Genomic DNA, 24,306 nt, shown 5'->3' on the forward strand with positions numbered 1-24,306 from the left:
CGGTTATCTATTGTTGCTTCGCCCCTCAGGACGGCGCCGTCATCGTGTTATAAGTGCAGCACCTGTCCCGATGGGCTGACCACAAACTTCTGCACATCGGCAAACCCGGAGGGGGCCAGCTCAGCCAGGACCTGAAACGGACGCTGAGGCAAAATGATGGAGCGTAACGTACGAGTAGCTCCGGAGTGACCTGCACCATCAGAGAAGGGGTCCAGGGCAAAGATTTCGCGCTCGACCTTACTGAACCATCCACTACGTTCTTCTTGCGTCCCATCACTATCGAGCTCCTCCTGGGTCCAGGCCAAGGCCCAATCGTCCTCTCCACCTGGACAGGCCTGCTCGAGAATCTGCCGCAACGGTCCGACCTGCTCGGTATAGGAGGACGAGTACATGGGCCCAATGTGATAGCGGTGGAGCCGTTTTGGATGAACGTCATCGAAGTCCGCATCCAACCCACGGGCAATGGTCAGCAATGTCAGTCCAGCAAGAGACTGGGCCATCAGGTGAGCCTGGACAGCTGGCCAACGGTATTCGTCTTTTGGCAGAGGGGCAGAACCACTGTCATCGACCTCCATCAAGTAGATGACAGGCAGATTGACTTGGCTGTCGTAGACAGCCCAATGGATGAAAAAACGCCTTCGCCCACCGTCACTGTCCAGCATCTCGCACTGAGGGTCATTTTGAATCCAGAAAAGAGCGCCTCGAGAGATTTCCTCGTAATAGAGTCGCTGGGACATGGCATACTGAAGTCGGGTAGGCGAACGGCACTCACCAAGGATGGTGCGAATCATCTGAGCCTTGAGTTCGCGTGTACTTGGCATATTTGTCAGATGGCGTGAAGCTTGCTGAGCGTCATTAGCCATACGCATCAACTCGCTGGCGACCGGAAAGCCACTCTCGCGTCTGTCCACGGTGAGGCTACCGAGACTCCGGGATGGGGTTTGCCCCACCATCAAATACTTGGTGCTCAAGGCGTCAAAGGTAAAATCAAGGCGCTTCAGATAATCCGTCAGTGCTCTTGCATCTATGCGGTTCAGTTGATCGCTGGCATGCATGGCTGCCGCCACTCTCTCGAGCCGCTGGAGGATCTCGCTGAATCTCCGAAAGTAATGACGCGAAGCATACACGTCAGCTAACTCAAGATGATCACAATCTGACGAATCCATCGCACCCTCTTTTCGGCGAGTACCGGCTAGCACATCATTTTCATTCAACGATGACATCATTCACCGAATGATCGCCGCCCGAAGGAAGCTGGTATAAAACCTCTACCTATCACGTCTCAAGTAATGGGGAACCTACCCCTCAACGCCCATACAGATTCTTGTCATGTTTCTCGACGATCTTTGAAAATCTTCGAGCAAAGCGCTCGTCAGCGCGGGCCTTTTTCTCCAGGACGTCTCTTGCATACACCATCTGGCCTTCATGTGCTTCGAGCATATCGGCCATGCGCTGGTTGGTTGCACTACCGATGCCCGCCATCGCAGTCTGAGCTTCCTGGTCTGTCTGGGAGCCAATTTCGTTGATCCTGTGCGCTACGTCCTGCTGCTGAGCCGTCTTCAACGACTTACTCAGGGCGTCATATAGCACAACTCTTTGCTGAGTATCTGTCTGGAGCTTGTTGATCAGCACCTTTTGAGTCGCTGCCTGATTCTGAAGACTGTCCAACCAGGTTTTCCCCTTCTCGATGTAGCGCTCGAGCGTTTGCGAGCGGGAGATGCTGACCTGTTCATCCTGGACCAGCGCGTTGTAGCGTGTATTCGTGTCTGCAAGCTCGGTTTCCAGGCGAGTACGCTGCGCTGCATCCTGCTCCACGGATATCTTGCTCTCCAGATCGATGAGCTGTGGGTCAAGTGCCTCTATTTCGGCTCTCAGCGACTCAAGTTCTGCTACCGCTGCCTCTCTATCACCCATCGATCGTTCCAGATTCTTCTGGACCTTTTCCTGCTGGCTCTCGAGCTCCTGTAATTGGCCATCCAGAAGTTTTACGATGATGTCGGATTTGGCGATGAGGTCCTGCAGCTTTTCGTCTATGCTTGCGCTCCTCATTCGCTCCTGACGCATGGACTCAGCCTTCCCCTTGCTAAAGATTCCGACGAACTTCTCCATACTGGACTTGTTGCGCATTTCGTCAAAATCTTTGGAAAAACCGGCAGTAGTGTCATCAAGCCCCATGATCAACTCTGCGATATTGGCGTTCATGGTCTCGGTGTGGGCATGAACGTCATCCAAGGTAGCAACTTCGATGTTGAAGCCTACTGAGTCTCCTGCATCTGCGCGGGCACGAGCGGCTTCAACACTGGCAGTGACCTCGGCGATTTTTCGCTGCGACTCTTTTACCTTGTTGCTCGATTCTTCAATCATGGTATCGAAATGGGATTTCTTCATTTTTTCGATATTTCCCTGTGATCTGTCCGGATAAAAGGCATCTAGCGCGACCCAAATCCTAACCTTGACTGCGCCTATACCGCTTTTGAGATATACAGCAACCAAAACGCCACATTTTTTCGAGAAAACCATGTGTCCTGTGATATACCTGTACACCTTCAGTCAGGACGACTTTCTCTCCCATCCTATTCCTACGTCTTGAATAAAAGTACACGTAAACTTTGCAATATCAGCGATATCTTCTTCAAAGCATCGCCTAATCCCGGATGTGGCAAACCTGTAAGATTTCACAAATAAACATACAAAAAACACATGATTTACCATCATGACTGGCCATTGCCAGCTGCCACACACAACAACAATGATTCGTGAATGGTGAGCGGTAACCAGAAGAGACAAACAAACATCAGGTCAATCTCGCCACCAAGAATAATGCGCCATCGAGAAAGCCATACAACTTCATGATGTGGATCAAGAAGTAAAACCATCTCCTACAGCCTAACCCGGGCACTCAATGCTCAATATCGAGTCCTCCTGACAGGCTTCATCTACAATGGAGAGAAGCGTTGGAACGCCGCGTCGACGTATCGGACCTCGTGCAAAGCGTGCCCAGGGAGCTGGAGCGATACCGTCCACGAATGCCCTATCTTCTGCTGGACGAAGGCGCCATCGTGGACTCGGAGCATTGGTCGCCGGAGGCACGCAACGTGGTAGACGCCATATTTCGACTGGAACACCACCGTGGCACCAGGGAGGCGGTCGAACTGATCGGGCTGCTGGCAAGATGGCTCGAAGCGCCGGACCAGACTCGTCTGCGCCGTCACTTCGCCATCTGGATCAAGCGCGTGCTGCTGCCCAACTGGATACCCGAGAGCGAAGGAACCGAGTGGCAGAATCTCAACAAACTCAATGAGGTACACAACATGCTGGCCGAGCGTGCAAAACGATGGCCCGAGCAGTGGAAGCAACAGGGTCTTGAAGAAGGCCGCCAGGAAGGCCGCAAGCAAGGACGTCAGGAAGGACTGCAGGAGGGCGAACAAAAGGGCGAACAGAAGGGCGAACAGAAGGCTCGTCTGGAGGTCGCCCGCAACATGATCGAGCGGACTCAGCTAGATGACCAGACGGTGGCGGATCTGTCGGGGCTGGACATCGCGCAGGTCAGGACGCTGAGAGACGAACTCAAGCGCTAGGCCGGGCCGGCGTAGGTGACGAACACCAGCAGCACGCCTGAAGTGCCCCGCCCCGTCGGGCACAACACCATGATTCACCCACGCACAAAAAAACCGCCTCGATGGGCGGTTTTGATGTTGCAGCAAGTCGTTGATCCATAACCATCTTTTGATGGTGCCGGCACCAGGAGTCGAACCCGGGACCTACTGATTACAAGTCAGTTGCTCTACCAACTGAGCTATGCCGGCTCGGGCCGACCGGAAGGTCGCTTGCTACTCTGGTGTTACGCCTTGGGCGTCTCACCCGAAACGGGGTTGGCGTGGCTGGGGTAGCAGGATTCGAACCTGCGCATGCCGATACCAAAAACCGGTGCCTTACCACTTGGCGATACCCCAGCAGAGTTGGTGGCCAGAGACGGAATCGAACCGCCGACACGGGGATTTTCAATCCCCTGCTCTACCAACTGAGCTATCTGGCCCCTTGCCAACGCGACGTATTAAACCAATTCCTCCGTTTTCCGTCAACCCCTTTTCTTTCAAAATGATGGCGAGCGCTTTTCAAGGCGTCGCAAGGCTAGGCGTCACGCGGAACATAGCCCTCGGCGCGGTCGGTCTCTTCATTGTCGAAGAAGCGTTCCATCTGCTCCATCAGGTACTCGCGGTTAGCCGGGTCCATCATGTTCAGATGCTTCTCGTTGATCAGACGGGTCTGCAGCGCCTGCCATTCTTCCCAGGCCTGGCGTGACACGCTCGCCTGGATTTCCTGCCCCTTCTTGCCCGGCAGCGGGGGGAAGGGCAAGGCGTCGAGCTCCTTCTGGTACTTGCGGCAAAACACGGTCTGACTCATGGCGGTCTCCTTTCTATGGTACGGCCTGCTGGCTACGGTGTGGCCTGCTGGCACGAGGATAGCAGTGTGCCCCGCCCAGACTTAAGCGTTCTGTTGCTGCAGAGCCGTGGCGCTCGTCCCAGGCTCCCTGTGCGCCAAGATCAGCGCGGGGGGCAGCACCGACGTCAACGCGACGGTGGCTGGCTCAAGGCAAAGGGAGCAAGTGAGGCGAGCAGCTTCTTTACCGGTGCGGCAAGCCCCACCGACTCCGGCGCCTGGGGGTCGTACCACAGCCGTCCCTCGGCAACGCCATCGACTCGCCCGCCACGTGCCGGCACCGGCGTGATTTCCAGGCGAAAGTGACTGAACACATGAACGAAGCTCGACCAAGGCTCGTCTCGCTCGGCTCCTGGCGCGTGGGTATCGAGCCAGGCATCGATCTCGGCGTCGCTGTCGAACTGGGGAAGCCCCCACAGCCCGCCCCACAGCCCCTGGGAAGGCCGCTGCTCCAGCAGGATGCGCCCGGCCTCGTCGCTCAGCACCAGCATGCGGGTATGGCGCAAGGGGATCGCTTTCTTCGGCTTGGACTCCGGGAAGCGCTTTTGCTCCCCTCGGGCGCGGGCCACACAAACATCGGCGAACGGGCAGCGCTCGCAGTCCGGCTGGCCACGGCGGCACAGTGTCGCCCCAAGGTCCATCATGCCCTGGGTGAAATCCACCACTCGCTGTTCCGGCGTGTAGTGCTCGGCCAGGTGCCAGAGCTCGCGTTCCACCGCTGGCCGACCGGGCCAGCCTTTCAGCGCGTGCAGGCGCGTCAGTACGCGCTTGACGTTGCCATCCAGAATGACGGCTCGCCTGCCGGTGCTCTGGGCGATGATCGCCCCGGCGGTCGAGCGGCCAATGCCGGGCAGCGCGGCCATGGCATCGAGGCTGTCCGTGGGAAACTCGCCTGCATGCTGTTCCACCACGACTCGGGCCGCCTTGTGCAGATTCCGGCCTCTGGCGTAGTAGCCCAACCCGGTCCACAGATGAAGGACCTCATCCTGGCTGGCCTCGGCGAGGGCCTTTACATCATGAAAGCGCTGCATGAACCGCTCAAAATAGGGAATTACAGTAGTAACCTGGGTCTGCTGCAGCATGATTTCCGAGACCCACACCCGATAGGCAGTACGATCATGCTGCCAGGGAAGATCGTGGCGACCGTGCACATCGAACCAGTCGAGCAGGCGCCGGGAAAACTCCTCTGTACTGAGCAGCGGCGACACTCGACCGCTATCCTTGTCGCCTTTCGTCCGACTGTCAGGGCCAGAGACTTCTGATAAATATTTCATAAAACCAATTAGTTATCATCACTCAAAAGTCAGACACGAAAAAAAGCGCCGACACGGAGGTCGGCGCAGTGACTGGCTTGCTTGATGCTCAATTAAATAGACCACGGACGGCGTCACGAAGTTCCTTGCCAGCCTCTTCTCCGATGCGTTCGTCGAGACGCTCGAGCTCCTTGCCCAGCCGCTCCTCGACTTCCTCGTTGACGCGGGAGCGGGCCTCTTCGGCGACCAGCTCGCCCAGATTGGCCTTGAAGGCGTCGGCGTCAAAGCCGCACCACTGGCTGCTGTCACCCTCCAGGCTGCCTTCGCAGCGCACCGGGAAGGGCACCTTTTCGAGACGCCGATTGACGCTGCAGGCGGCATCGGCGGTGTCGACAAAGCGGGCCGCCCCGTTGGCATCAAAACGCTGGCTGCCCAGATCGAGCTGGCCACCACCACTGACCTCGATACCCGGCAGGGTGATCAGCAGGTCGTCGTTATGGGCGACGCCGTCACGGATGGTGAAGCGCGCGCTGATGTTCTCGAAGCGGGTGTTCTCGCTCCACTCGCGGGTGGTCTGCTCGCCTTCGAGGCGCGCCACGGCGGTACACAACTGACGCGAAATATTGGCGCGGGGAATGCTGCCCTCGTTGATCCGCGTGTCCAGGGTGCCGTTGAGGTTACGGGTCAGCTCATGGCGAGCATTGCCGCGGGTGGTCAGTTCACCACTAGCATGCAGCGAGCCGCTGAGCGGGGCGGGCTCCTGCCCAAGCGATGTCAGCAACGACTCCAGACGCACGCCCTCGACCTCCGGCGCCAGCTGCCAGGCGAGGTCATCGCCGCTGGCGTCTATCACCCCGGTGGCCTTAAGCCGACCTTCATGGAAGCCCGCTTCGAAGCCGGTCAGACGATGCCTTCCACCCTCGCCCTGCATGCTCAAGGACACATCCTGGTAGCGCTGGCCGCCCAGGATCAGCTGACCCAGCGCCAGCGATACGCTCTCGTCCAGCCCGGCCAGAAAGCTTTTCGGCAGGATCGCCGGTGCGCCGTCCTGGTCCTGGGCCAGCGCCGACGCGATGCCGGGAATGCCGTTGGCGGCGGTGTCCTGCTCGGGCGGCGGCAGATAGCTGTCGGCGTCGAGGCGGTCGCCTTCCAGATCGAGATCGACCCGGGTGCCATCGAAGCGTGCACCGAGGGAACCGGAGAAGGTGTTGTCATCGAGCACCAGCGTCAGACCATTGAGCGAGAGCTGCTCGAGGGTGCCTTCCACCGGACTGGTCAGCGCCACTTCCGACAGCGCCTCGTCGCTGGACATGCTGGGCATGGCGTCCATGCGCGCAAGCCAGGCACGCAGCGACAAGGGTGCCAGACGCACCTGGCCGTCATAGCGTGGCGCCGAATTCAGCTCCTTCAGGTTGAGATTGCCCTTGATCGACAGACCATCGGGGCCGCTCAAGGCGATATCGCGCAGCTGGGCGGTACCGGCGTCGAAGTCCGACTCCAGCTGGAACGAAAGCGTCATGGCCACACGCTTCTCGCCTAACTGGGGTGCCAGCAGGCTGGCGTCCAGTTGACTCGGCGCCATGTGCAGACGCTGCTCGCCAAGGTTCAGCACCACCTCGTCGCTGGTCAGGGTCGCCTCCTGGGGTTCCGAGGCACCGGCCAGGAGAGTACTGGTCTCCAGCATCACGTCGCTGAGCACGTGGCGGCTGTCGGCGAGCCCCAGATTGACGTCGCTCTCCAGGGTGACATCGCTTTGCAGGCCAGGGGTGCGCTCTTCCGTTGTTTCGCCCTCACCGCCGCCATCGAGCTGGTCGAACACCTTCAGCTGGAAGGTGGAGCTAAGCGGAAAGGCGGTATCCGGATTGACGTTGCTGCCGTTGATGGTGAGCTTCTCGGCCTGCCACTCGCGGCCGGCCTGATGATCGACCAGGCTCAGATGGCCCTTGGTCACCTCGACGCTGGCGATGTTCAGGGCCACCGACAGACCGCCTTCATCATCCGGGTTGGGGCCTGCGCTAGCCGGCGCCAGCGCCTTTTCGGCGTCATCGGCCCTGTTTTCGAGGCGTTCGAGCAGCGCCTCCCAATTGCCGGTGCCATCACTGTCGCGCTCGAGATTCAGCGACAGCCCATCCAAGGTCAGGCCGTCGATGGCGATTTCGCCGCGCAACAGCGGTGTGAACGCCAGGCTGACCGAGGCCTCGGAGAAGGCAGCAAAGGCCTGAGCGTCATCCGCCTGATCCGGCAGGCGCGCTTCGGCCTCGGCCACGCTGACACCAATGCGCGGATAGAAGGACCACTCCAATGGGCCTTCCAGCGACAGTTCGAGCCCGGTGTGCTCCTTCACCACGGACACCAGCCTCGGCTTCATGTCCTCGGGGTTGAAGAAGGTGGTGACGTAGACCACCGCGCCCACCGTGACCAGGGCGAGGACGCCGACGACCGCCAGCAGGGTTCTTACGAGTCGTTTCATTTGCCGCTTTCTCCGGTGGGCAGATCGAGTTGGAAATCATCGCCGCTTCGCGTCAGTTGATAGCCCAGACGCTTTAGCAGCATCTGGTCGGCCAGGGTCAGCTGCGAACCGGCCACGCTCAGCGCCACGCCGTCACGGTTGGCGGCAGCGCTGATCAGCGCCAGCAGGCGCGAGCCCACGCCACGCCGACGAGTGGTCTTGCGAACACAGAGGTCGAACATGCGCCAGCGCCCGTCACCAGGACTGACGGCGACGGCACCGAGCAGGCGATCATTGAAGCGCGCCGCCCAGAAGAAACCATGTTCGAGCTGGCGGGTCACGTAGGCTCCCGGCGGGAGCTTGATGCGCTCCTCCGGCGCATCGGCATAAATGCGGGTCAGATCGATCCGCACCTGTTCATCGGCGTCCCAGACATCCTGGTCGACGCGAAAGAGGGTCACCGGCATACGCTGTCTCCCTTGGCCGGAGGGCGGCGACGGCCGCCACTGGAATGGCTGCATTGTAGCGGATGGGGGTGCCGATTCACTATAATGGCTGTCTTGTGCGCCTCGCACCGCGACCGGCCCACCTTAGAAACAAGGCCCCCAATTCCGACATGCGCGTGAGCGCAGGAGACGACATGTCCGAGCGTATTGCCACGGTCAGCCGTGACACCAAGGAAACCCAGATCAGCGTCACCCTCAACCTCGACGGCGAGGGCAACCTCAAGGGTGAAAGCGGGGTTCCCTTCCTCGACCATATGCTCGACCAGGTGGCCCGCCACGGCATGGTCGACCTGGACATCAGCGTCAACGGCGATTTGCACATCGACGACCACCACACCGTCGAGGACCTCGGCATCACCCTGGGACAGGCGTTTAACCAGGCCATCGGCGACAAGCGCGGCATCTATCGCTACGGCCACGCCTATGTGCCGCTGGACGAGGCACTGTCCCGGGTGGTCATAGACTTCTCCGGCCGTGCCGGCCTGTCCATGAACGTCGAGTTCACCCGCGCCACCATCGGGCGTTTCGACACCCAGCTTTTCTGGGAGTTCTTTCAGGGCTTCGTCAATCACGCCCAGGTCACGCTGCATATCGACAACCTGAAGGGCTTCAATGCCCACCATCAGGCGGAAACCATCTTCAAGGCCTTCGGCCGCGCCCTGCGCATGGCCGCCGCCGAGGACCCCCGCATGGCCGGCAAGCTGCCCTCCACCAAGGGTAGCCTCTAACGCCGCCGGCTGCGGTCCAACAGCAACAAGACGACAAGACACCAAGCGAGGCGGTCGCCGGCAGCGGCGCCCCTCCGGGCCAACCACCAAGGAGCGCTTCATGACCATTGCCGTCATCGACTACGGAATGGGCAACCTCCATTCCGTCGCCAAGGCACTGGAACACGTCACCCACGAGAACGTGCTGGTGACCCGCGACGCTCGTTCGATCCAGGGCGCGACCCGTGTCGTGCTACCGGGACAGGGCGCCATCCGCGACTGCATGGGCGAACTGGAGCGTACCGAGCTCAGCGGCCTGGTTCGCGAGCTTCTGGCCAGCCAGTCCAAGCCGCTGCTGGGCATCTGTGTGGGTCAGCAGATGCTGATGGACCACAGCGACGAGAACGGCGGCATCGACTGCCTGGGCCACCTCGCCGGTCAGGTGAAGCGGTTTCCGCTGGACATGAAGGACAGTGACGGCGCTCGCCTGAAGGTCCCGCACATGGGCTGGAATCTGGTGGCGCAGCCCAACGCCCACCCGCTGTGGGAGGGTATCGAGCCCGGCTCGCACTTCTACTTTGTGCATAGCTACTATGTGGCCGCCGAGCATGACGCCGAGGTCTTCGGCACCACCGACTACGGCAGCGTCAGCGCCCATGTGGCGGTGGGTCGTGACGCCACCTTTGCGGTGCAGTTCCACCCGGAAAAGAGCGCTCGTGCCGGCCTCAGGCTGCTCGAGAACTTTGTCCAGTGGAACCCCTGACCCAGACCTGAGCGCCGGACGGGCAGGCGCTCGCTTGCCCTGGCCGCCGCCCGACATCTGCACCGGCACGGCCCACGCCCTGCCTGCATCGATCACACTGGCACGCCCCTGAAAAGGCACCCCGAGGACACAACATGCTGGTAATTCCCGCCATCGATCTCAAGGACGGACAGTGCGTTCGTCTCAAGCAAGGCCGCATGGACGAGGCCACCACCTATGGCGACGACCCCGTCGCCATGGCCGCTCGCTGGGTCGAGGCCGGCGCACGGCGCCTGCATCTGGTCGACCTCAACGGCGCCTTCGAGGGGCGTCCGGTCAACGGCGAGGCGGTGACCGCCATTGCCCGCCAGTACCCCGACCTGCCGATCCAGATCGGTGGCGGCATTCGCAGCGCCGAGACCATCGAGCACTACCTCAAGGCCGGCGTCTCCCAGGTGATCATCGGCACCAAGGCGGTCAAGGAGCCTGACTTCGTGACCGAAATGTGTCGCGCCTTCCCCGGCCATATCATCGTCGGCCTCGACGCCCATGATGGCCGTGTGGCCACCGACGGCTGGGCCGAGGTGTCCGAGGTGATGGCGGTGGATCTGGCCAAGCGCTTTGCCGACGACGGCGTCTCCAGCATCGTCTACACCGATATCGCTCGCGACGGCATGATGAACGGCGTCAACGTCGAGGCCACGGCAGCCCTGGCCCGGGACGGTGGCATTCCGGTCATCGCCTCCGGCGGCGTGACCAACCTCGATGACCTGCGCGCCCTGGTGGCGGCTGGCGAGCCGGGCATTCTCGGCGCCATCACCGGACGCGCCATCTACGAAGGCAGCCTGGACGTCGCCGAAGGGCAGCGCCTGTGCGACGAACTGACCCAAGGCTGAGGAGGCTCCATGGCTCTTTCCAAACGCATCATCCCGTGTCTCGACGTCGACGCCGGCCGAGTGGTCAAGGGTGTCAACTTCGTCGGCATCCGTGACGCCGGCGACCCGGTGGAGGTGGCGCAGCGCTACAACCAGCAGGGCGCCGACGAGATCACCTTTCTCGACATCACCGCCAGCCACGAGGACCGCGACACCACGGTGGAGATGGTCGAGCGCATCGCCGGCGAAGTGTTCATCCCGCTGACGGTAGGCGGCGGCATCCGCACCTGTGACGATATCCGCACCATGCTCAACGCCGGCGCCGACAAGGTCTCGATCAATACCGCAGCGGTAACCAACCCTGAGTTCGTGCGTGAAGCCGCCGAGCGCTTCGGTAGCCAGTGCATCGTGGTGGCGATCGACGCCAAGCGCGTCAGCGAGGAAGGCGAAGCCCCTCGCTGGGAGATATTCACCCACGGCGGCCGTCGCCCCACCGGGCTCGACGCGGTGGAATGGGCCAAGAAGATGGTCGAGTACGGGGCCGGCGAACTGCTGTTGACCAGCATGGACCGCGACGGCACCAAGGCCGGCTTCGACCTGGGCGTCACCCGCGCCATCAGCGATGCGGTGGCGGTGCCGGTCATCGCCTCCGGCGGTGTCGGCAACCTCGACCACCTGGTCGAGGGCGTGACCGAAGGCCACGCCGATGCGGTGCTGGCGGCCAGCATCTTCCACTTCGCCGAGTACACCATCCCCGAGGCCAAGCGCTATATGGCCGACAAGGGCATCACCATGCGCCTCTGACCGACGCCTTTGGCTGGCTCTTCAGCCAGGGCTTGCAGAGCCAGCAACCAACCACCCCCGCCGGGTAGCCCGGTGGGGGTGGTCGTTTGTACGGACTGAAACCGACCTCAGTCCAGGGTCAGCCCCAGATTGCTGACACCACCGTTGCGTCCAAGCTTTCTCAACGCCTTGACGTGCTTCTTGCTCGGCTCTTCCTCGGCCGCCTCCAGCGCCGCATCCTGAAAGTCGTTCTCGTCTTCCATCAACGGGTGCTGCTTGACCAGTTGCGCGAGCTTTTCGGCGTCGTCCTCTCCCTCAGTCAGCTCGATAAAGGAGCGCACCGCTGCCTTCGAGACCTTGCTGACCTCAAGCACCGCGTCCGGCGCATCGCCTCTCAGGGTATCGAGGATCGCCGATAGCGCGACCACCCCATCGAGGGCACGACGGGCGCCGAAGCTGTCGTCCTGTTGAGGAGGCTCCAGCTCGCCGAGCTTTTCGGCCTGGAGATCGAAGTCGATCTTGGCGTCCTTGACCGTCAACTGCTCCCACACCAGGTCGAGGATCGCCCTCATGCCCGCCAGATCCCCGTGACCGCTGGTATCGGCGTAGAGCGCATAGTTGGGCAGCATGCGCTCGGTCAACGCGGCCATGAAGGCCTGTTGCTGACGTAGAGTCAGCGCCTGCAGGCGCTGGTGAAATCCTGGCTTTGCCATGATGGCTCCTGTGCTGGCAATAAACGGGCTGCCGGTCCCTTTATTCAAGGTTCAAGGGGCGAGAGTCGAGGGTCGCGTGTCGAATGTCGGGAAAACGGCGATGGCCGAAAGCGGACTGGGCGACTCAAGGCCAGAAGCGCTCCTGGGCGATCCGTCCACGCTCATCGAAGGCCACACCTTCATCGATCAAACGCTTGCGCTGCTCGTCGGCCCCGCCGTGGTCGGCGAGCTTGCGCGAGGCCGTCACCACCCTGAACCAGGGAAGCTCATGCCCCGACGGCAGATCGCGCAGCGCCCGCGCGACCATGCGTGCGCTGGCCCCATCGGTCATGGCGGCGATGCGTCCGTAGCTGGTCACCCGCCCCGAAGGAATCTCGCTGATGATGGTAAGAATCTGTTCTCGGACGTCCGGATTCATGTAACCTTTCGTTCTGGTTGCATTTTCATCGAGGGATGGCGCCGCCCACCCTCAATCTGAGCGAGGCCCCCATGCACCTTCATCTGCTCAAGCACCATCCTGACCTGGGCCCCGCACGCATCGGCGACTGGCTTGCCAGCATGGGCCACAGCTTCACCGTCTTCCACCTCTACGACGGTGAGCTGGTGCCGCGCCCCGGGGACTGCGACGCCCTGATCATCCTCGACGATCTCGAGGACCGCGACCAGGCGCCCTGGCTCAAGGCCGAACGCAAGCTGATCGACCAGATGCTCGACGGCCACAAGCCGCTGCTCGGGCTCGGCGCCGGCGCCCGGCGCATCGCCGAAGCGCTGGACGCTCCGGTGGGCCGTGGAACCCAGGCCGAAGCCGGCTGGCAGACCGTCAGCCTGGCCGACGACAGCCCCTTCGACCTGCCCGACGACTTCCCCGCCCTGCTGTGGCATCGCCAGGTGTTCGGACTACCCGATGACGCCCTGCCGCTGGGCGGCACGCCGACAAGCCCGGTGCTCGGCTTCGCCTGGGACGCCGGCCGGGTGGTTGGCCTGGCCTGCCACCTGCATCATCACCAGGAGAGCCTGACGGCCTTTCTCGAGACGATGCCGTTGCCGCAAGGCGCCGACGCAAGCCCCAGGACCCAGTCGCCGGAAACGATCCTTGCCGAGGCACGGCGCCTGGATACCCTGGCGCCGCTGCTGGATCGCCTGCTGAGCCAGTGGCTGCGCACGGCACCGGACGTCTAATTGTCTAACTCGCCACCGCGTCCCACTGCTGCTGACTCCAGGTCTTGGCGAACTCGAGGCAGCTGTCCCAGTCACCGACATGCAGGAAGCGACGCTCGGTGTGCTTCTCCAACTGATAGCGGTACATGGGGTCATAGTACTCGGTAAGCAAAGGCGCCAGCCAGGCCTCGTGGGCCTGGCGGTTTCCGGCCTCGTGCTCGCGGAAGGCCAGCGTCTGCAGCCGCTGCAGGCGGGCCAGTCGCGCGCTCCCCAGGCGCTTCTTCAGTCGCCCCAGCGCCGTCGACAACTGCTTGCGCATCAGTGACCAACCGAGGCGCTCGCCGAACTGATTGCGATAGATCGTCCACAGGTCGTCGATGTAGTCCTTGTGGATCTGGTTGAGGCGCCAGTCCAGCGGCATCTCGACGCGGATCCTCGGCGCCGGCTCCATTCCCCGCCAGAACTCGAGCGGTATATTGGCCGCGCCGATGTGGCGCGACTCGTCTTCCAGCACCAGCGGCCCGTGCAATGACAGCAGTCGCAGGCCCATGGCGTGCTCGAAGTCGATCTGGCTGGGGGCGATCAGTGGATGGCGGCCGAAGGCCGAGCCCTTGTGACGGGCGCAGCCCTCCAGATCCAGACCGTTGTCCAGGGCCTGCACGATGGACGTCTTGGCGCAGCCGGTCAGGCCACCCACCACCAGCATGGGCTGGGCGGCGGCGTCATCGATGCGTGCGCACAACGTCTGGCGCATTGCCTTCCAGCCACCCTCGATGCGCGGTCGTTCGACGCCGGCCTCAAGCAGCCAGCGCTGGGCGATCTGCGAGCGCAGGCCACCCCGAAAACAGTAGATGATGGCGTCCGGGGCCGCCTCGAGCTGGCGCTTCCAGGCTTCGATGCGCGCGGCCTTGATCTCGCCGGACACCAGCCGCTCGCCCAGGGCGATGGCGGCCTGCTGGCCGGACTGCTTGTAGGCGATCCCGACCTGATGGCGTTCCTCGTTGTTCATCAGCGGCAGGTTGACCGCCCCGGGCAGGCTGCCCTGGGCGAACTCCACCGGCGCCCGCACGTCGATCAAGGTGCGCCCCTCGACCAGCAGGGCGGGATCCGCCGGGACCAGCGGCAACTTCATCCGCGCACCTCGATCAGCGCCTCACCGCTGGCCTCGACGACCTCGCCGAAGGGTGCAAGCTCGATACCGAACTCGCGGCCGACCCGCTCGACATCGTCCTCCCAGGACGGGTGTACCGAGATCAACAGACCGCCCGAGGTCTGCGGATCACACAGCCACTGCCAGTGGGCCTCATCCATCTGCGGCAGGCTGGCCCCCAGGGCGTCACGGTTACGACGGGTGCCGCCGGGTACCGCGCCCTGGCGCCGGTAAGCCTCGGCCTCGGCCAGGCGCGGCAGGCGGCGAAAGTCGATGCGAGCCGCCACGCCACTGGCCGCGCACACCTCGGACAGGTGGCCAGCCAGGCCAAAGCCGGTGACGTCGGTCATCGCACGCACCCCTTCGATGCGCGCAAGGGCGGCACCGATACGGTTGCTGATCAGCATGGTTTCCCGCGCCAGGCCATGGTGACCGCTTTCCAGAAGCCCCTGCTTCTCCGCCGTGGTCAGCATGCCCACCCCCAGCGGCTTGGTCAGAAACAGCAAATCGCCGGGCTTGGCGCCCTTGTTGAGCTTCAGGTGCTTGAGTTCCACCAGACCGTTGACCGCAAGACCGAAGATCGGCTCCGGGGCATCGATGGAGTGGCCGCCCGCCAGTGCCAGGCCCAGCTCACGACATACCGCCTGAGCCCCGGCCACCACGTCACCGGCGATGTCCGCGCCCAGCTTGTCCAGCGGCCAGCCCAGAATGCCCAACGCCATCACCGGGTCACCGCCCATGGCGTAGACGTCGCTGATGGCGTTGGTGGCGGCGATGCGGCCGAAGTCGAAGGGGTCATCGACGATCGGCATGAAGAAGTCGGTGGTGCTGATCATGCCGCGCCCGTCGCCCAGGTCGAAGACGGCGGCGTCCTCTCGTCCCTGGTTGCCGACGATCATCTTCGAGTGGCTCGCTCCCGGACCGGCCTTGGCCAGGATGCTGTCGAGCACGTCGGGGGCGATCTTGCATCCACAGCCGGCACCGTGACTGTATTGGGTCAAGCGGATGGCGCTCATGGAAGTCTCCTTGGCAATGATGGGCCCATTCTACACCAGCAGGACCGGCGGAATCGGCACGGCGCAGTCACCATCGTCCTGATCACATCCCGGGTAACCGGCTGTGATCAGGGTATGGTCTGGCGCCCTGGTGATCAGTTCATGGATGGGGTTACAGCACTTCGAGGGCGTCGGCGAGCTTGTCCACCGCCACCACCTCCATCCCTGCCGGGGAGTTCTTGGGAGCGTTACCCCGGGGCACGATGGCGCGGGTAAAACCGTGCTTGGCGGCCTCGACGATACGCTCCTGGCCGCTCGGCACGGGGCGAATCTCCCCGGACAGGCCAACCTCGCCGAATACCACCAGCTCGCGCGGCAGTGCCCTGCCCTGCAGGCTCGACACCACCGCCAGCAATACCGCCAGGTCGGCACTGGTCTCCAGCACCTTGACCCCGCCGACGACGTTGAGAAAGACGTCCTGGTCGCCGGTAAACAGGCCACCGTGACGGTGCAGCACCGCCAGCAGCATCGACAGGCGATTGGCATCCAGCCCTACCGCAACGCGGCGCGGGTTGCCCAGCGCCGACTCATCGAGCAGCGCCTGCACCTCCACCAGGATCGGCCGGGTGCCTTCCCACACCACCATCACCAGGCTGCCGGGGGCCTGCTCCTGCTGACGCGAAAGGAAGATCGCGCTGGGGTTCTTCACCTCCTTCATGCCGTGTTCCAGCATGGCGAAGACGCCCAGCTCGTTGACCGCGCCGAAGCGGTTCTTCTGGCCGCGCAGGGTACGGAAGCGGGAATCGGCGCCGCCTTCCAGCAACAGGGAGGCGTCGATCATGTGCTCGAGCACCTTGGGCCCGGCCAGGCTGCCGTCCTTGGTGACGTGGCCGACCAGCAGCAGCACCGTGCTGGACTGCTTGGCGAAACGGGTTAGTGCCGCCGCGGATTCGCGTACCTGGGCCACACCACCCGGCGCAGACGAGATGTCCTCCAGATGCATGGTCTGGATCGAGTCGATCACCAGCACCTCGGGGCGCTCGCGCTCGGCCACCGCCAGGATGGTCTCGACGCTGGTCTCCGCCAGCATCTTGAGTCCCTGGGTCGGCAACTGCAGGCGGTGGGCGCGCATCGCCACCTGGGACAGCGACTCCTCGCCGGTGACATAGAGAACGCTGCGCTCCTGAGCCAGCTTGCAGGCGGTCTGCAGCAGCAAGGTGGACTTGCCGGCCCCGGGGTGGCCGCCCAGCAGCACCGCGGAGCCCGGCACCAGACCGCCGCCGAGTACGCGGTCGAACTCGGCAAAGGTCGACGACAACCGCGGCACCTCCGACAGATCCACGTTGGCCAGATCCACCACCTCACGCGACAGGCTGCCGGCGTAGCCACCGCGCGCCGTCGCGCCGGCGCTCGACCCGCTTCTGGCAGGCGAGGACAGACGCACCTCGGTCAAGGTGTTCCACTCCTGGCAGCTGGAACACTGCCCCTGCCATTTGCGGTACTCGGCACCGCACTCGGTGCACACGAAGGCGCTCTTGGCCTTGGCCATGAATCCTCTCTCTATCGGTTCAATCGGGTTCGTTCGTCAGCGATGGTCAACACTGCGGCTTGCCGCCGTGTCCCGGGTAGCACTTGTCGTCCTCAACACGGCGGTAGCGGCGAAACACCTCCATCTCCCAGGGGCGCATGGCGATCATCAGGCTGACACCAAAGCGCTGCTCGAGCGGCAGCGACAGATCTTCCTGATGACAGTGGCGAAGGTCCAGCGCCAGCCGACGAAGCTTCTGCTGCATCACCTCATTGGAGCGCACCGACAGCATGCCATTGACGAACAGTCTTATCTCGCCCGGGCGATCGAAGCGACACGCCAGGAAATCCTCCTGGACCCGGGACTCGAAGAAGCGCTGGATAGGCCCTTGCGGCTGCCACTGGAAGTCATAGCTGATCAGCAGCTTGATGCGATTGCCCGGCAGCAGCTCGATCAATCCCATACGATCGAGCCGCACCAGGTGCGTTATCACCTGAGGCTCGCCGAGCGAATAGGTCGCACAGATATCTTCAAAGCGCCAGCGATTAAGCGCACAGAAGGCCACCAGCAGCAGCGACATGTCAGAGACCAGCTCCTGCTCAAGCTCAGGGGCGATCGCGTCGACCAGCACCTGGGGCTCCAGCTGGCGTACAAGGTCTGTGATCTCGAGACCGACCAGGGCACACACCTGATCCAGGCGCTGCAGCGAAAACTGGCGCTCGGCGAACAGCCGCTTGACGCTGGCCTCGGACAGGCAAAGCGCCGCCGCCACCTGCTGATAGGTGACGCCATTGGCCCGCAGTGCCGCCTTGAGCGCATCCACAATCGCCACCGTCTGCGCCATGACTCACATCCCTCATCGCCGAAAGCCCCGGCCAAGGTAGCAGAATACGCGACTCACGGCTCAACAACACGCTACCTTCCGGATCCTGCTGGCGTACCGCGCCCCGACCTCGCCATAGTGCCATCGACGCCGCGCTCGCCACACCCTGTAGGCGATGTCGGCTCCACCACCCAGTAAGCAGGAGATCTCCATGGAAAATGAAGCGAGCAACAATTCGTCAGGCTGGCTGTTCTTCGTCAAGGTCACCTTTGCCATCGCGCTGGCCGCCATGGCGGTCGGCATCGTGATGGCGCCCATCGACCTGCTGGTCAAAGGCTATCTCGGCGTGTGTTCACTGTTTCTGGTCTCCACCACCATCACCCTGTCCAAGACGCTACGCGATGACCACGAGAGCCGGCGCTTCCACAACCGCATCTCCGAGGCCCGCACCCAGCAACTTCTCAAGGAATACACGGAGTAGCCACCATGTCACTTTGGACGAAACTGCACACCCTGGTTCGGGCGACAGCTCACGAACCGGTAGAGAAGCTGGTGGATGCCAACGCATTGCGGATCATGGCCCAGGAGATCCGTGAGGCCGAGCAGGCCTTGCACCAGGCACGCCTCGATCTCGCTGGCCTGATCGCCGAACGCAGACAGCTCGAGCGCCACAACCAGCAACTGGCCGAGCAGCTCGAAGCCAGAGAGCACCAGGCTCGCGCGGCCCTCGAACAGGACGATGAAGCACTGGCCTTGGCCGTGGCCAGCCGCATCGCCGAGGTCGAAAGCCAATTGACCTCACAGCGACAGCACGCCGAGGCCTTGTCGCGACAGGAACAGACCCTGCGCGAGGAGCTCGGGCAAGCGGCTCAGTCACTGCGCCACTACCAGCGCGAAATGAAACTGGCCAAGGCGCGAAGCGGCAATGCTGGCCTTGGGCGGAAGCTGGGCGCTTGCAGTACCGGGCTCCAGCGACACATGGACGAAATTGCAACCAGCTACGAACGCATCCGCACGTCCCAGCAACACCAGGCAGAGGTCACGACGGCCCTCAAGGAGCTGGATGAAGAGGCCAGCGGCCAGGATCTGGATCGACGCCTCAGGACGTCGGGTATCCTCGAGGGATCGATGGACGCCAGGAGTGTGCTTGCCCGGCTGAAGGCCCAAGGGAGCGCGGCTGCCGTTCCAGGCGAATCGCCCAGTGGGGCATGAGCCCTGCGATCAGCGCGAGCACCGCCAGCGCTTCGAAACAGCTCCAGGCGGTGCCGAGCGGGCCTGTCGGCACAATACCATCACGTCAAGACGCCAAAGGGCGGCCCACCTGGGGCCGCCCTTTGTGTTCGACACTTGCATGTCGTGCGACTTACCGCTGGCGGGTCAGCTGCAGCATGTCGTTGTTCTGGAAGCGACGACGCTGGGGGTCGATCAGCTCCAGAGTCTGCGGATTGACGCGCATGAAGTAGTAGGTCTGGCCTTCACCGTTGGGGACCAGCTCGTAGACGGTGGCCTCCGGATTGTCGGCGGTACCGGTCAGCACATCCCAGTTGCCGGAGTAGTTCTCGTTCGGCGGATTCTGGGGATGGTTCTGGTAGGCCGCGGTCAGATCGAAGGTGCGCTGCGCCGGGGCGCTCTGGTCTTCACCTTCCATGGTAACCGTCAGGGCGATGCCGTCGCAGTTACGGCACGGCAGGGTCCCCTGGTAGGTCGCCGAGGTCGCCTGGATGGCTTCACCACCGGATCCCTCGTCGCTGGGGCCACTCGCACAGCCGGCCAAAAGGGCGAGCATGGCGGATCCCGCCAGCAAAGTCCTGAGTTGCATATTAGTCCTCCTAACCATTGAGCATGGAACCGACGAATCGGCAGCCTGCCGACAGCATAACCTCCCAGCTTCGTTGCGCACAGCCCTGTATCGCTGCCGGCTCACGACACCGGAGGCATCACGTGGGCGAACACCAGGCCAAGCACGATCGGCATCACGATCAGACTACCGAGGTTGCCGATCAGCACCAGCGACGCCACCGAATGCGGCTGCTGGCGATACTGCTCGGCCACCAGGTAGTTGAGCACCGCCGGCGGCAGGGCAGCGAACACCCACAGCGACGCGGCCTTGAGTCCCTCTAGTTCAAGCAGCATGATCAACGGCCAGGCCAGCAATAACCCGGAAAGCGGGCACAGCACCGCCCCGAGCAGCCCGGTCTTCCAGTCACCGAAGTCGATGTCGAGCATCCGCACGCCCAGGGCGAACAGCAACAGCGGGATGCACACACCACCGAGCATATGCATCGCCTCCAGCAGCCAGCCCGGCAGCGAAAGCCCGGACAGATTGACCGCCAGGCCAGCGAGGCTCGCCAGCACGATGGGCATGCGCAAAAGGCGCCACAGCGGCGTATGGGGACTGAGCATCTTCAGTCCCAGCGAGAAGTGCAGCAGCATTTCGACGATGAACAGCACCACTGCCGCCGGCAGCGCCTGCTCACCGAAGGCCAGGATCAGCAGCGGGATGCCCATGTTGCCGGAATTGTTGAACATCATCGGCGGCACAAAGGTCTTCGGCTCGAGCCTGAGCCACTTCACCACCGGCCATACCAGCAGCCCCGACCCCACTACCACCACGGCGCCGGCCAACGCCAGCCAGGCGTAGTCCTCAAGCGGCGCCTGGCGGTCGGCCAGCACCACAAATACCAGCATGGGCACGAACAGCTCCATGTTGAGGGTGTTGAGGCTACGGATGTCGGGAGAGCGCAACTTGCCATAGAGGGTACCGGCCCCCGAAATCAGAAATACCGGTAGCAGAGTGGCGAGGATCTGAGCGGTCATGGAGTCTCTTAGGCGGCAAACGGTCAGCGCTCGCAGCCTAGCACGTCAGCGACTTGCGCAGGGCCCTGGCAGCGGTCACCATGACCAAAGTGGTAATCAAGCCTTCGATTCTGCCAAGCCTGCCAAGCGAGAGACCATGAGCCAGTTGTGGAGTCCCAACGTTCGGGAACTGACCCCCTACGTGCCGGGCGAACAGCCCCGCGAGAAGCTGATCAAGCTCAACACCAACGAGAACCCCTACCCGCCCGCGCCTGGCGTGGAACGGGTCCTGCGCGAGTTCTCGGCGGATCATCTGCGGCGCTACCCGGACCCCACCTCGAGCGCCCTGCGTGAGGCCCTGGCACAGGCCCTCGGCACGACCTCCGCCAACGTCTTCGCCGGCAATGGCTCCGACGAGGTGCTGGCGCTGGCCTTCCAGGCCTTCTTCCGCCAGAACAAGCCGCTGGCGATGCCGGATATCTCCTACAGCTTCTATCCGGTCTACTGCCGCATGTACGATATCGACAGCCAGCGTTTCGCGCTGGACGATCAGTGGCGTGTCGACCTGGACGCCCTGGCCAGCGACAGCGGCGGCGTGATCTTTGCCAACCCCAATGCTCCCACCGGTCACGGCCATGGCCGCGAGGCCATCGCGGCCTTGCTCGACAAGGTCACCGACCGCGTGGTGCTGGTGGACGAAGCCTACGTGGACTTTGGCGGCGAGAGCGCCGTTCCCCTGGTCGAGCGCTACCCCAACCTGCTGGTGACCGGCACCTTCTCCAAGTCGCGCAGCCTGGCAGGGCTTCGTCTTGGGTATGCGGTGGGCTCACCGGAGTTGATCGAGGGTCTGACCCGGGTGAAGGACTCCTTCAACTCCTACCCGGTGGACGCCCTGGCCAGCGCCATCGGCATCGCCGCACTGGAAGACGGCGACTACTTCGAGGCCACGCGTCAGGCGGTGATCACCACACGCGAACGTACTCGCCAGCGTCTCGATGACCTGGGCTTCGAGGTGCTGCCGTCACAGACCAACTTCGTGCTGGCGTCACACCCCAAGCACGACGCAGCCCAGCTTTTCGTCGGTCTGCGCGAGCGCGGCATCCTGGTACGCCACTTCAATACCGAGACGCTGCGCGATCATCTGCGTATCTCCATCGGCACCGATGACGAGATGGACTCGCTGATCGAGGTGCTCAGCGACCTCTGTCGCTAGGCCACAACATCGGGCGCCGCGCGGCGCCCCTTCTTTGCAAGAGGCCCCCATGAGTGAGCGTCTGCCGTTGACCGGAGTGCACCACGTCGCCCTGATCACCGCTGACTACGAACGCGCCCGGCGCTTCTATCTTGAGGTGCTCGACGCCCGCATCCTCAACGAGGCCTACCGCCACGAGCGTGACAGCTACAAACTGGACCTGGCCCTGCCCGGAGGCATCCAGCTCGAGCTGTTCTCCTTTCCCTCTCCGCCGCCTCGGCCAAGCTATCCCGAGGCCTGCGGTCTTCGTCACCTTGCCCTGGCAACATCAGACCTGGACGCCAGCGTCGCGTTGCTGAAGCGGCGTGGCGCGCGACCCGAACCTATCCGAGTCGACGAGTTCACCGGTGCCCGCTTCACCTTCTTCGCAGACCCTGACGGAACACCTATCGAACTCTACGAGACGCAAGCCTGACGTCACCGCAACCACACAGCGCTTCAGCCGATTCCGCCACTGTCCCTGACCCGCGAGGCAAGCACCATGCTCAAGGTAGGCTTCTTCAGCTCTCAGCCCTACGAACGCCCCTTCTTTTCCGATGAGCATCACCCGCAGCTGAGTATCGTGCACTTCGAGCAACGCCTCAGCACCCGCACCGTGACCCTCTGCCAGGGACTCGATGCAGTGTGCGTATTCGTCAACGATGAGCTCGATCGCACCGTGCTCGAGCGTTTGGCCGTGGTAGGGGTACGCCTGGTCGCGCTCAGGTGCGCAGGATTCAATAACGTTGACCTCGACGCCGCTCGCCGGCTTAACATCCAGGTGTGTCGCGTACCGTCCTACAGCCCCGACGCCGTTGCCGAGCACTGTGTCGCTTTGATGCTCACGCTCAGCCGCAAGATCCACAAGGCCTACAACCGGGTGCGTGAGGATAACTTCGACCTCAATGGCCTGCTCGGCTTCAACCTCGCCGGCAAGACCGTCGGGATCGTCGGCTTCGGCCAGATCGGCCGCTCCCTGGCGGGTATCCTGAGCGGCTTTGGCTGCCGCGTGCTGGTCACCGACCCAGCCCCCATCCGCATCCCTAACCAAGCCGACATCGCGCAGGTCGAGTTCGATGAATTGCTGGCACACAGCGACATCATCTCGCTGCACTGTCCGCTCACCCCAGACACCCACCACCTGATCGACGAGTCGGCCTTTTCCCGAATGAAGGACGGGGTGATGCTGATCAACACAAGCCGCGGCGCCCTGGTCGACACACGCGCCTGTATCGAAGCCCTGAAACGTCGCAAGCTCGGCTACCTGGGTCTCGACGTCTACGAGCAGGAAGCCGGCATGTTCTTCGAGGACCGCAGCGACGACATCCCGCTGGACGACGTCTTTGCCCGCCTTATCAGCTTCCCCAATGTCGTCGTCACCGGCCACCAGGGCTTCTTCACCCGGGAAGCCCTGAGTGAGATCGCATCGACCACGCTGGAAAGCCTCACCGCCTTCGAGGAAGGGCGTTCTCTCGATCAGCACTGTCAGCTCTAGAGAGTCGACGCTGCCCTGAACAAAAGAAGCCCGACTCCTCTCGGAAGCGGGCTTCTTTTCGGTACATGCCTACCCTGTTCCCTGAGGGGCCGCATGGGATGAAGCGCGAGCTGAACGTAGAGAGCCCATGCATGCGTTCTTTACAAAAAAGAAGGCCCGATTATCTTCCGATAATCGGGCCTCTTCTGATTCTGAATAAATGCCTGATAGACGGGCCGACCTTCTGATCTACAGCGCACGCCCAAGGCGCCACTCTGTCCCTGAAGACTGCCGGATGACGCAACCAAGGTAACAATGTTTCTACTCGTCTCATCCCTGAGACTCGCCCTGCGTTCCTCAAGGCCCGCCTGCGGCGGTTCTCCCCTGTTCCCGACAGGGTAGTCGCATGGGGGTGAGTCACCCCGAGCTTTTGCGGCAACGCCGCAAGGGGTGACGAACGACGCGAGCTTGCGAGCGGCCGGACCGCACGCAGTGCGGCCCCACATATAAAGAGAGGGGTCTTCCCATGCATGCGAAGAAGCCCGGTTATCTCTCGATAACCGGGCTTCTTCTGAATAAATGCCTGACGATGACCTACTCTCGCATGGGGAGACCCCACACTACCATCGGCGCTGAGCGGTTTCACTTCTGAGTTCGGCAAGGGATCAGGTGGTTCCCACTCG

The 24,306-nt window shown here is 62.8% G+C and carries 25 protein-coding genes, 3 tRNA genes and 1 rRNA gene; 11 read left to right on the plus strand and 18 right to left on the minus strand.

Going from position 1 to position 24,306, the window contains the following annotated elements; all coding sequences use genetic code 11:
* Positions 1 to 47: 47 nt before the first annotated feature.
* Together EBB56_RS18435 and EBB56_RS18440 are read right to left on the minus strand one after the other, a co-directional pair.
* Positions 48 to 1,166 carry a hypothetical protein gene (locus EBB56_RS18435; RefSeq protein ID WP_124805022.1) on the minus strand — a complete coding sequence of 373 codons (1,119 nt, stop codon included), beginning with the start codon at positions 1,164 to 1,166 and terminating at the stop codon, positions 48 to 50.
* A gap of 139 nt (positions 1,167 to 1,305) precedes the next feature.
* Complete coding sequence (locus tag EBB56_RS18440) at positions 1,306 to 2,388, minus strand: hypothetical protein (protein WP_124805023.1); 1,083 nt, start codon at positions 2,386 to 2,388, stop codon at positions 1,306 to 1,308.
* Between the two features lie 638 nt (positions 2,389 to 3,026).
* On the opposite strand from EBB56_RS18440, the gene EBB56_RS22235 reads away from it, so the two are divergent.
* Positions 3,027 to 3,578 (plus strand): hypothetical protein, encoded by a 552-nt coding sequence (locus EBB56_RS22235; protein WP_124805024.1) that lies wholly within the window; start codon positions 3,027 to 3,029, stop codon positions 3,576 to 3,578.
* A 152-nt stretch (positions 3,579 to 3,730) separates the two neighbouring features.
* Here EBB56_RS22235 and EBB56_RS18450 read toward each other — a convergent pair.
* The 7 genes from EBB56_RS18450 to EBB56_RS18480 form a co-directional block, all read right to left on the minus strand.
* Positions 3,731 to 3,806, minus strand: a tRNA-Thr gene (locus tag EBB56_RS18450).
* Between the two features lie 72 nt (positions 3,807 to 3,878).
* A tRNA-Gln gene (locus EBB56_RS18455) sits at positions 3,879 to 3,953 on the minus strand.
* 7 nt (positions 3,954 to 3,960) lie between these two features.
* Positions 3,961 to 4,036 (minus strand) — tRNA-Phe (locus EBB56_RS18460).
* A 95-nt stretch (positions 4,037 to 4,131) separates the two neighbouring features.
* Complete coding sequence (locus tag EBB56_RS18465; protein ID WP_045994673.1) at positions 4,132 to 4,404, minus strand: oxidative damage protection protein; 273 nt, start codon at positions 4,402 to 4,404, stop codon at positions 4,132 to 4,134.
* A gap of 164 nt (positions 4,405 to 4,568) precedes the next feature.
* A complete protein-coding gene (mutY, locus tag EBB56_RS18470; RefSeq protein ID WP_260425390.1) occupies positions 4,569 to 5,648 on the minus strand; it encodes an A/G-specific adenine glycosylase in 1,080 nt (359 codons plus the stop codon).
* A gap of 154 nt (positions 5,649 to 5,802) precedes the next feature.
* Positions 5,803 to 8,163, minus strand: coding sequence for an AsmA family protein (locus EBB56_RS18475; RefSeq protein ID WP_108448390.1), 2,361 nt, complete (start codon positions 8,161 to 8,163; stop codon positions 5,803 to 5,805).
* Positions 8,160 to 8,609: an acetyl-CoA sensor PanZ family protein gene (locus tag EBB56_RS18480; protein ID WP_045994670.1), complete on the minus strand. Its 450-nt coding sequence runs from the start codon at positions 8,607 to 8,609 to the stop codon at positions 8,160 to 8,162. The genes EBB56_RS18475 and EBB56_RS18480 overlap by 4 nt, the downstream gene beginning before the upstream one ends.
* A 173-nt stretch (positions 8,610 to 8,782) precedes the next feature.
* On the opposite strand from EBB56_RS18480, the gene hisB reads away from it, so the two are divergent.
* From hisB to hisF, 4 genes are all read left to right on the plus strand, one after another.
* The gene (gene hisB / locus EBB56_RS18485; RefSeq protein ID WP_045994669.1) at positions 8,783 to 9,376 is read left to right on the plus strand and encodes an imidazoleglycerol-phosphate dehydratase HisB; all 594 of its coding nucleotides are present in this window, start codon (positions 8,783 to 8,785) and stop codon (positions 9,374 to 9,376) included.
* A gap of 100 nt (positions 9,377 to 9,476) precedes the next feature.
* Complete coding sequence (hisH, locus tag EBB56_RS18490) at positions 9,477 to 10,118, plus strand: imidazole glycerol phosphate synthase subunit HisH (RefSeq protein ID WP_124805026.1); 642 nt, start codon at positions 9,477 to 9,479, stop codon at positions 10,116 to 10,118.
* Between the two features lie 134 nt (positions 10,119 to 10,252).
* Positions 10,253 to 10,993, plus strand: a complete 741-nt coding sequence (gene hisA / locus EBB56_RS18495) for a 1-(5-phosphoribosyl)-5-[(5-phosphoribosylamino)methylideneamino]imidazole-4-carboxamide isomerase (protein WP_108131090.1) — start codon at positions 10,253 to 10,255, stop codon at positions 10,991 to 10,993.
* 9 nt (positions 10,994 to 11,002) lie between these two features.
* Positions 11,003 to 11,776, plus strand: a complete 774-nt coding sequence (gene hisF / locus EBB56_RS18500) for an imidazole glycerol phosphate synthase subunit HisF (protein WP_045994666.1) — start codon at positions 11,003 to 11,005, stop codon at positions 11,774 to 11,776.
* A 107-nt stretch (positions 11,777 to 11,883) separates the two neighbouring features.
* On the opposite strand, the gene EBB56_RS18505 is transcribed toward hisF, so the two are convergent.
* Together EBB56_RS18505 and EBB56_RS18510 are read right to left on the minus strand one after the other, a co-directional pair.
* The gene (locus EBB56_RS18505; protein ID WP_108131089.1) at positions 11,884 to 12,468 is read right to left on the minus strand and encodes a YjaG family protein; all 585 of its coding nucleotides are present in this window, start codon (positions 12,466 to 12,468) and stop codon (positions 11,884 to 11,886) included.
* Positions 12,469 to 12,592: 124 nt separating this feature from the next.
* Positions 12,593 to 12,886, minus strand: a complete 294-nt coding sequence (locus EBB56_RS18510; protein WP_045994664.1) for an MGMT family protein — start codon at positions 12,884 to 12,886, stop codon at positions 12,593 to 12,595.
* A 71-nt stretch (positions 12,887 to 12,957) separates the two neighbouring features.
* Between EBB56_RS18510 and EBB56_RS18515 the strand changes: the two genes are divergently transcribed.
* Positions 12,958 to 13,647 carry a type 1 glutamine amidotransferase gene (locus tag EBB56_RS18515; RefSeq protein WP_108131591.1) on the plus strand — a complete coding sequence of 230 codons (690 nt, stop codon included), beginning with the start codon at positions 12,958 to 12,960 and terminating at the stop codon, positions 13,645 to 13,647.
* A gap of 4 nt (positions 13,648 to 13,651) precedes the next feature.
* Here the strand turns inward: EBB56_RS18515 and mnmH are convergent, their stop codons facing one another.
* From mnmH to EBB56_RS18535, 4 genes are all read right to left on the minus strand, one after another.
* Positions 13,652 to 14,758, minus strand: coding sequence for a tRNA 2-selenouridine(34) synthase MnmH (gene mnmH, locus EBB56_RS18520; RefSeq protein WP_108448388.1), 1,107 nt, complete (start codon positions 14,756 to 14,758; stop codon positions 13,652 to 13,654).
* Entirely contained in the window at positions 14,755 to 15,792 is a 1,038-nt protein-coding gene (gene selD / locus EBB56_RS18525) for a selenide, water dikinase SelD (protein ID WP_045994662.1), read from the minus strand. Before selD ends, mnmH begins: the two co-directional genes overlap by 4 nt.
* Before the next feature lie 151 nt (positions 15,793 to 15,943).
* Positions 15,944 to 17,320 carry a DNA repair protein RadA gene (radA, locus tag EBB56_RS18530; RefSeq protein ID WP_045994661.1) on the minus strand — a complete coding sequence of 459 codons (1,377 nt, stop codon included), beginning with the start codon at positions 17,318 to 17,320 and terminating at the stop codon, positions 15,944 to 15,946.
* A 46-nt stretch (positions 17,321 to 17,366) separates the two neighbouring features.
* Positions 17,367 to 18,143, minus strand: coding sequence for a helix-turn-helix transcriptional regulator (locus tag EBB56_RS18535; protein WP_124805027.1), 777 nt, complete (start codon positions 18,141 to 18,143; stop codon positions 17,367 to 17,369).
* A gap of 190 nt (positions 18,144 to 18,333) precedes the next feature.
* Between EBB56_RS18535 and EBB56_RS18540 the strand changes: the two genes are divergently transcribed.
* Both EBB56_RS18540 and EBB56_RS18545 read left to right on the plus strand, forming a co-directional pair.
* Positions 18,334 to 18,603 (plus strand): YiaA/YiaB family inner membrane protein, encoded by a 270-nt coding sequence (locus tag EBB56_RS18540; protein WP_045994659.1) that lies wholly within the window; start codon positions 18,334 to 18,336, stop codon positions 18,601 to 18,603.
* A 5-nt stretch (positions 18,604 to 18,608) separates the two neighbouring features.
* A complete protein-coding gene (locus EBB56_RS18545) occupies positions 18,609 to 19,334 on the plus strand; it encodes a PspA/IM30 family protein (protein ID WP_124805028.1) in 726 nt (241 codons plus the stop codon).
* 151 nt (positions 19,335 to 19,485) lie between these two features.
* On the opposite strand, the gene EBB56_RS18550 is transcribed toward EBB56_RS18545, so the two are convergent.
* The gene (locus EBB56_RS18550; protein ID WP_124805029.1) at positions 19,486 to 19,941 is read right to left on the minus strand and encodes a copper resistance protein NlpE N-terminal domain-containing protein; all 456 of its coding nucleotides are present in this window, start codon (positions 19,939 to 19,941) and stop codon (positions 19,486 to 19,488) included.
* A 101-nt stretch (positions 19,942 to 20,042) separates the two neighbouring features.
* On the minus strand, positions 20,043 to 20,939 hold the full coding sequence (locus EBB56_RS18555) for an AEC family transporter (protein WP_045994656.1): 897 nt from the start codon (positions 20,937 to 20,939) through the stop codon (positions 20,043 to 20,045).
* Positions 20,940 to 21,075: 136 nt separating this feature from the next.
* Here EBB56_RS18555 and hisC point away from each other — a divergent pair, with 136 nt between their 5' ends.
* The 3 genes from hisC to EBB56_RS18570 all read left to right on the plus strand — a co-directional run bounded on the left by hisC (position 21,076) and on the right by EBB56_RS18570 (position 23,644).
* Positions 21,076 to 22,131 carry a histidinol-phosphate transaminase gene (gene hisC, locus EBB56_RS18560; protein WP_124805030.1) on the plus strand — a complete coding sequence of 352 codons (1,056 nt, stop codon included), beginning with the start codon at positions 21,076 to 21,078 and terminating at the stop codon, positions 22,129 to 22,131.
* A gap of 49 nt (positions 22,132 to 22,180) precedes the next feature.
* Positions 22,181 to 22,585: a VOC family protein gene (locus EBB56_RS18565; protein ID WP_108448384.1), complete on the plus strand. Its 405-nt coding sequence runs from the start codon at positions 22,181 to 22,183 to the stop codon at positions 22,583 to 22,585.
* 66 nt (positions 22,586 to 22,651) lie between these two features.
* Positions 22,652 to 23,644 carry a 2-hydroxyacid dehydrogenase gene (locus EBB56_RS18570; RefSeq protein WP_124805031.1) on the plus strand — a complete coding sequence of 331 codons (993 nt, stop codon included), beginning with the start codon at positions 22,652 to 22,654 and terminating at the stop codon, positions 23,642 to 23,644.
* Between the two features lie 560 nt (positions 23,645 to 24,204).
* Here the strand turns inward: EBB56_RS18570 and rrf are convergent.
* A 5S ribosomal RNA gene (gene rrf / locus EBB56_RS18575) occupies positions 24,205 to 24,306 on the minus strand; the annotation flags it as partial.

Origin of the sequence: Halomonas sp. YLB-10 (assembly GCF_003856855.1) — a bacterium.
Taxonomy (GTDB): domain Bacteria; phylum Pseudomonadota; class Gammaproteobacteria; order Pseudomonadales; family Halomonadaceae; genus Halomonas; species Halomonas litopenaei.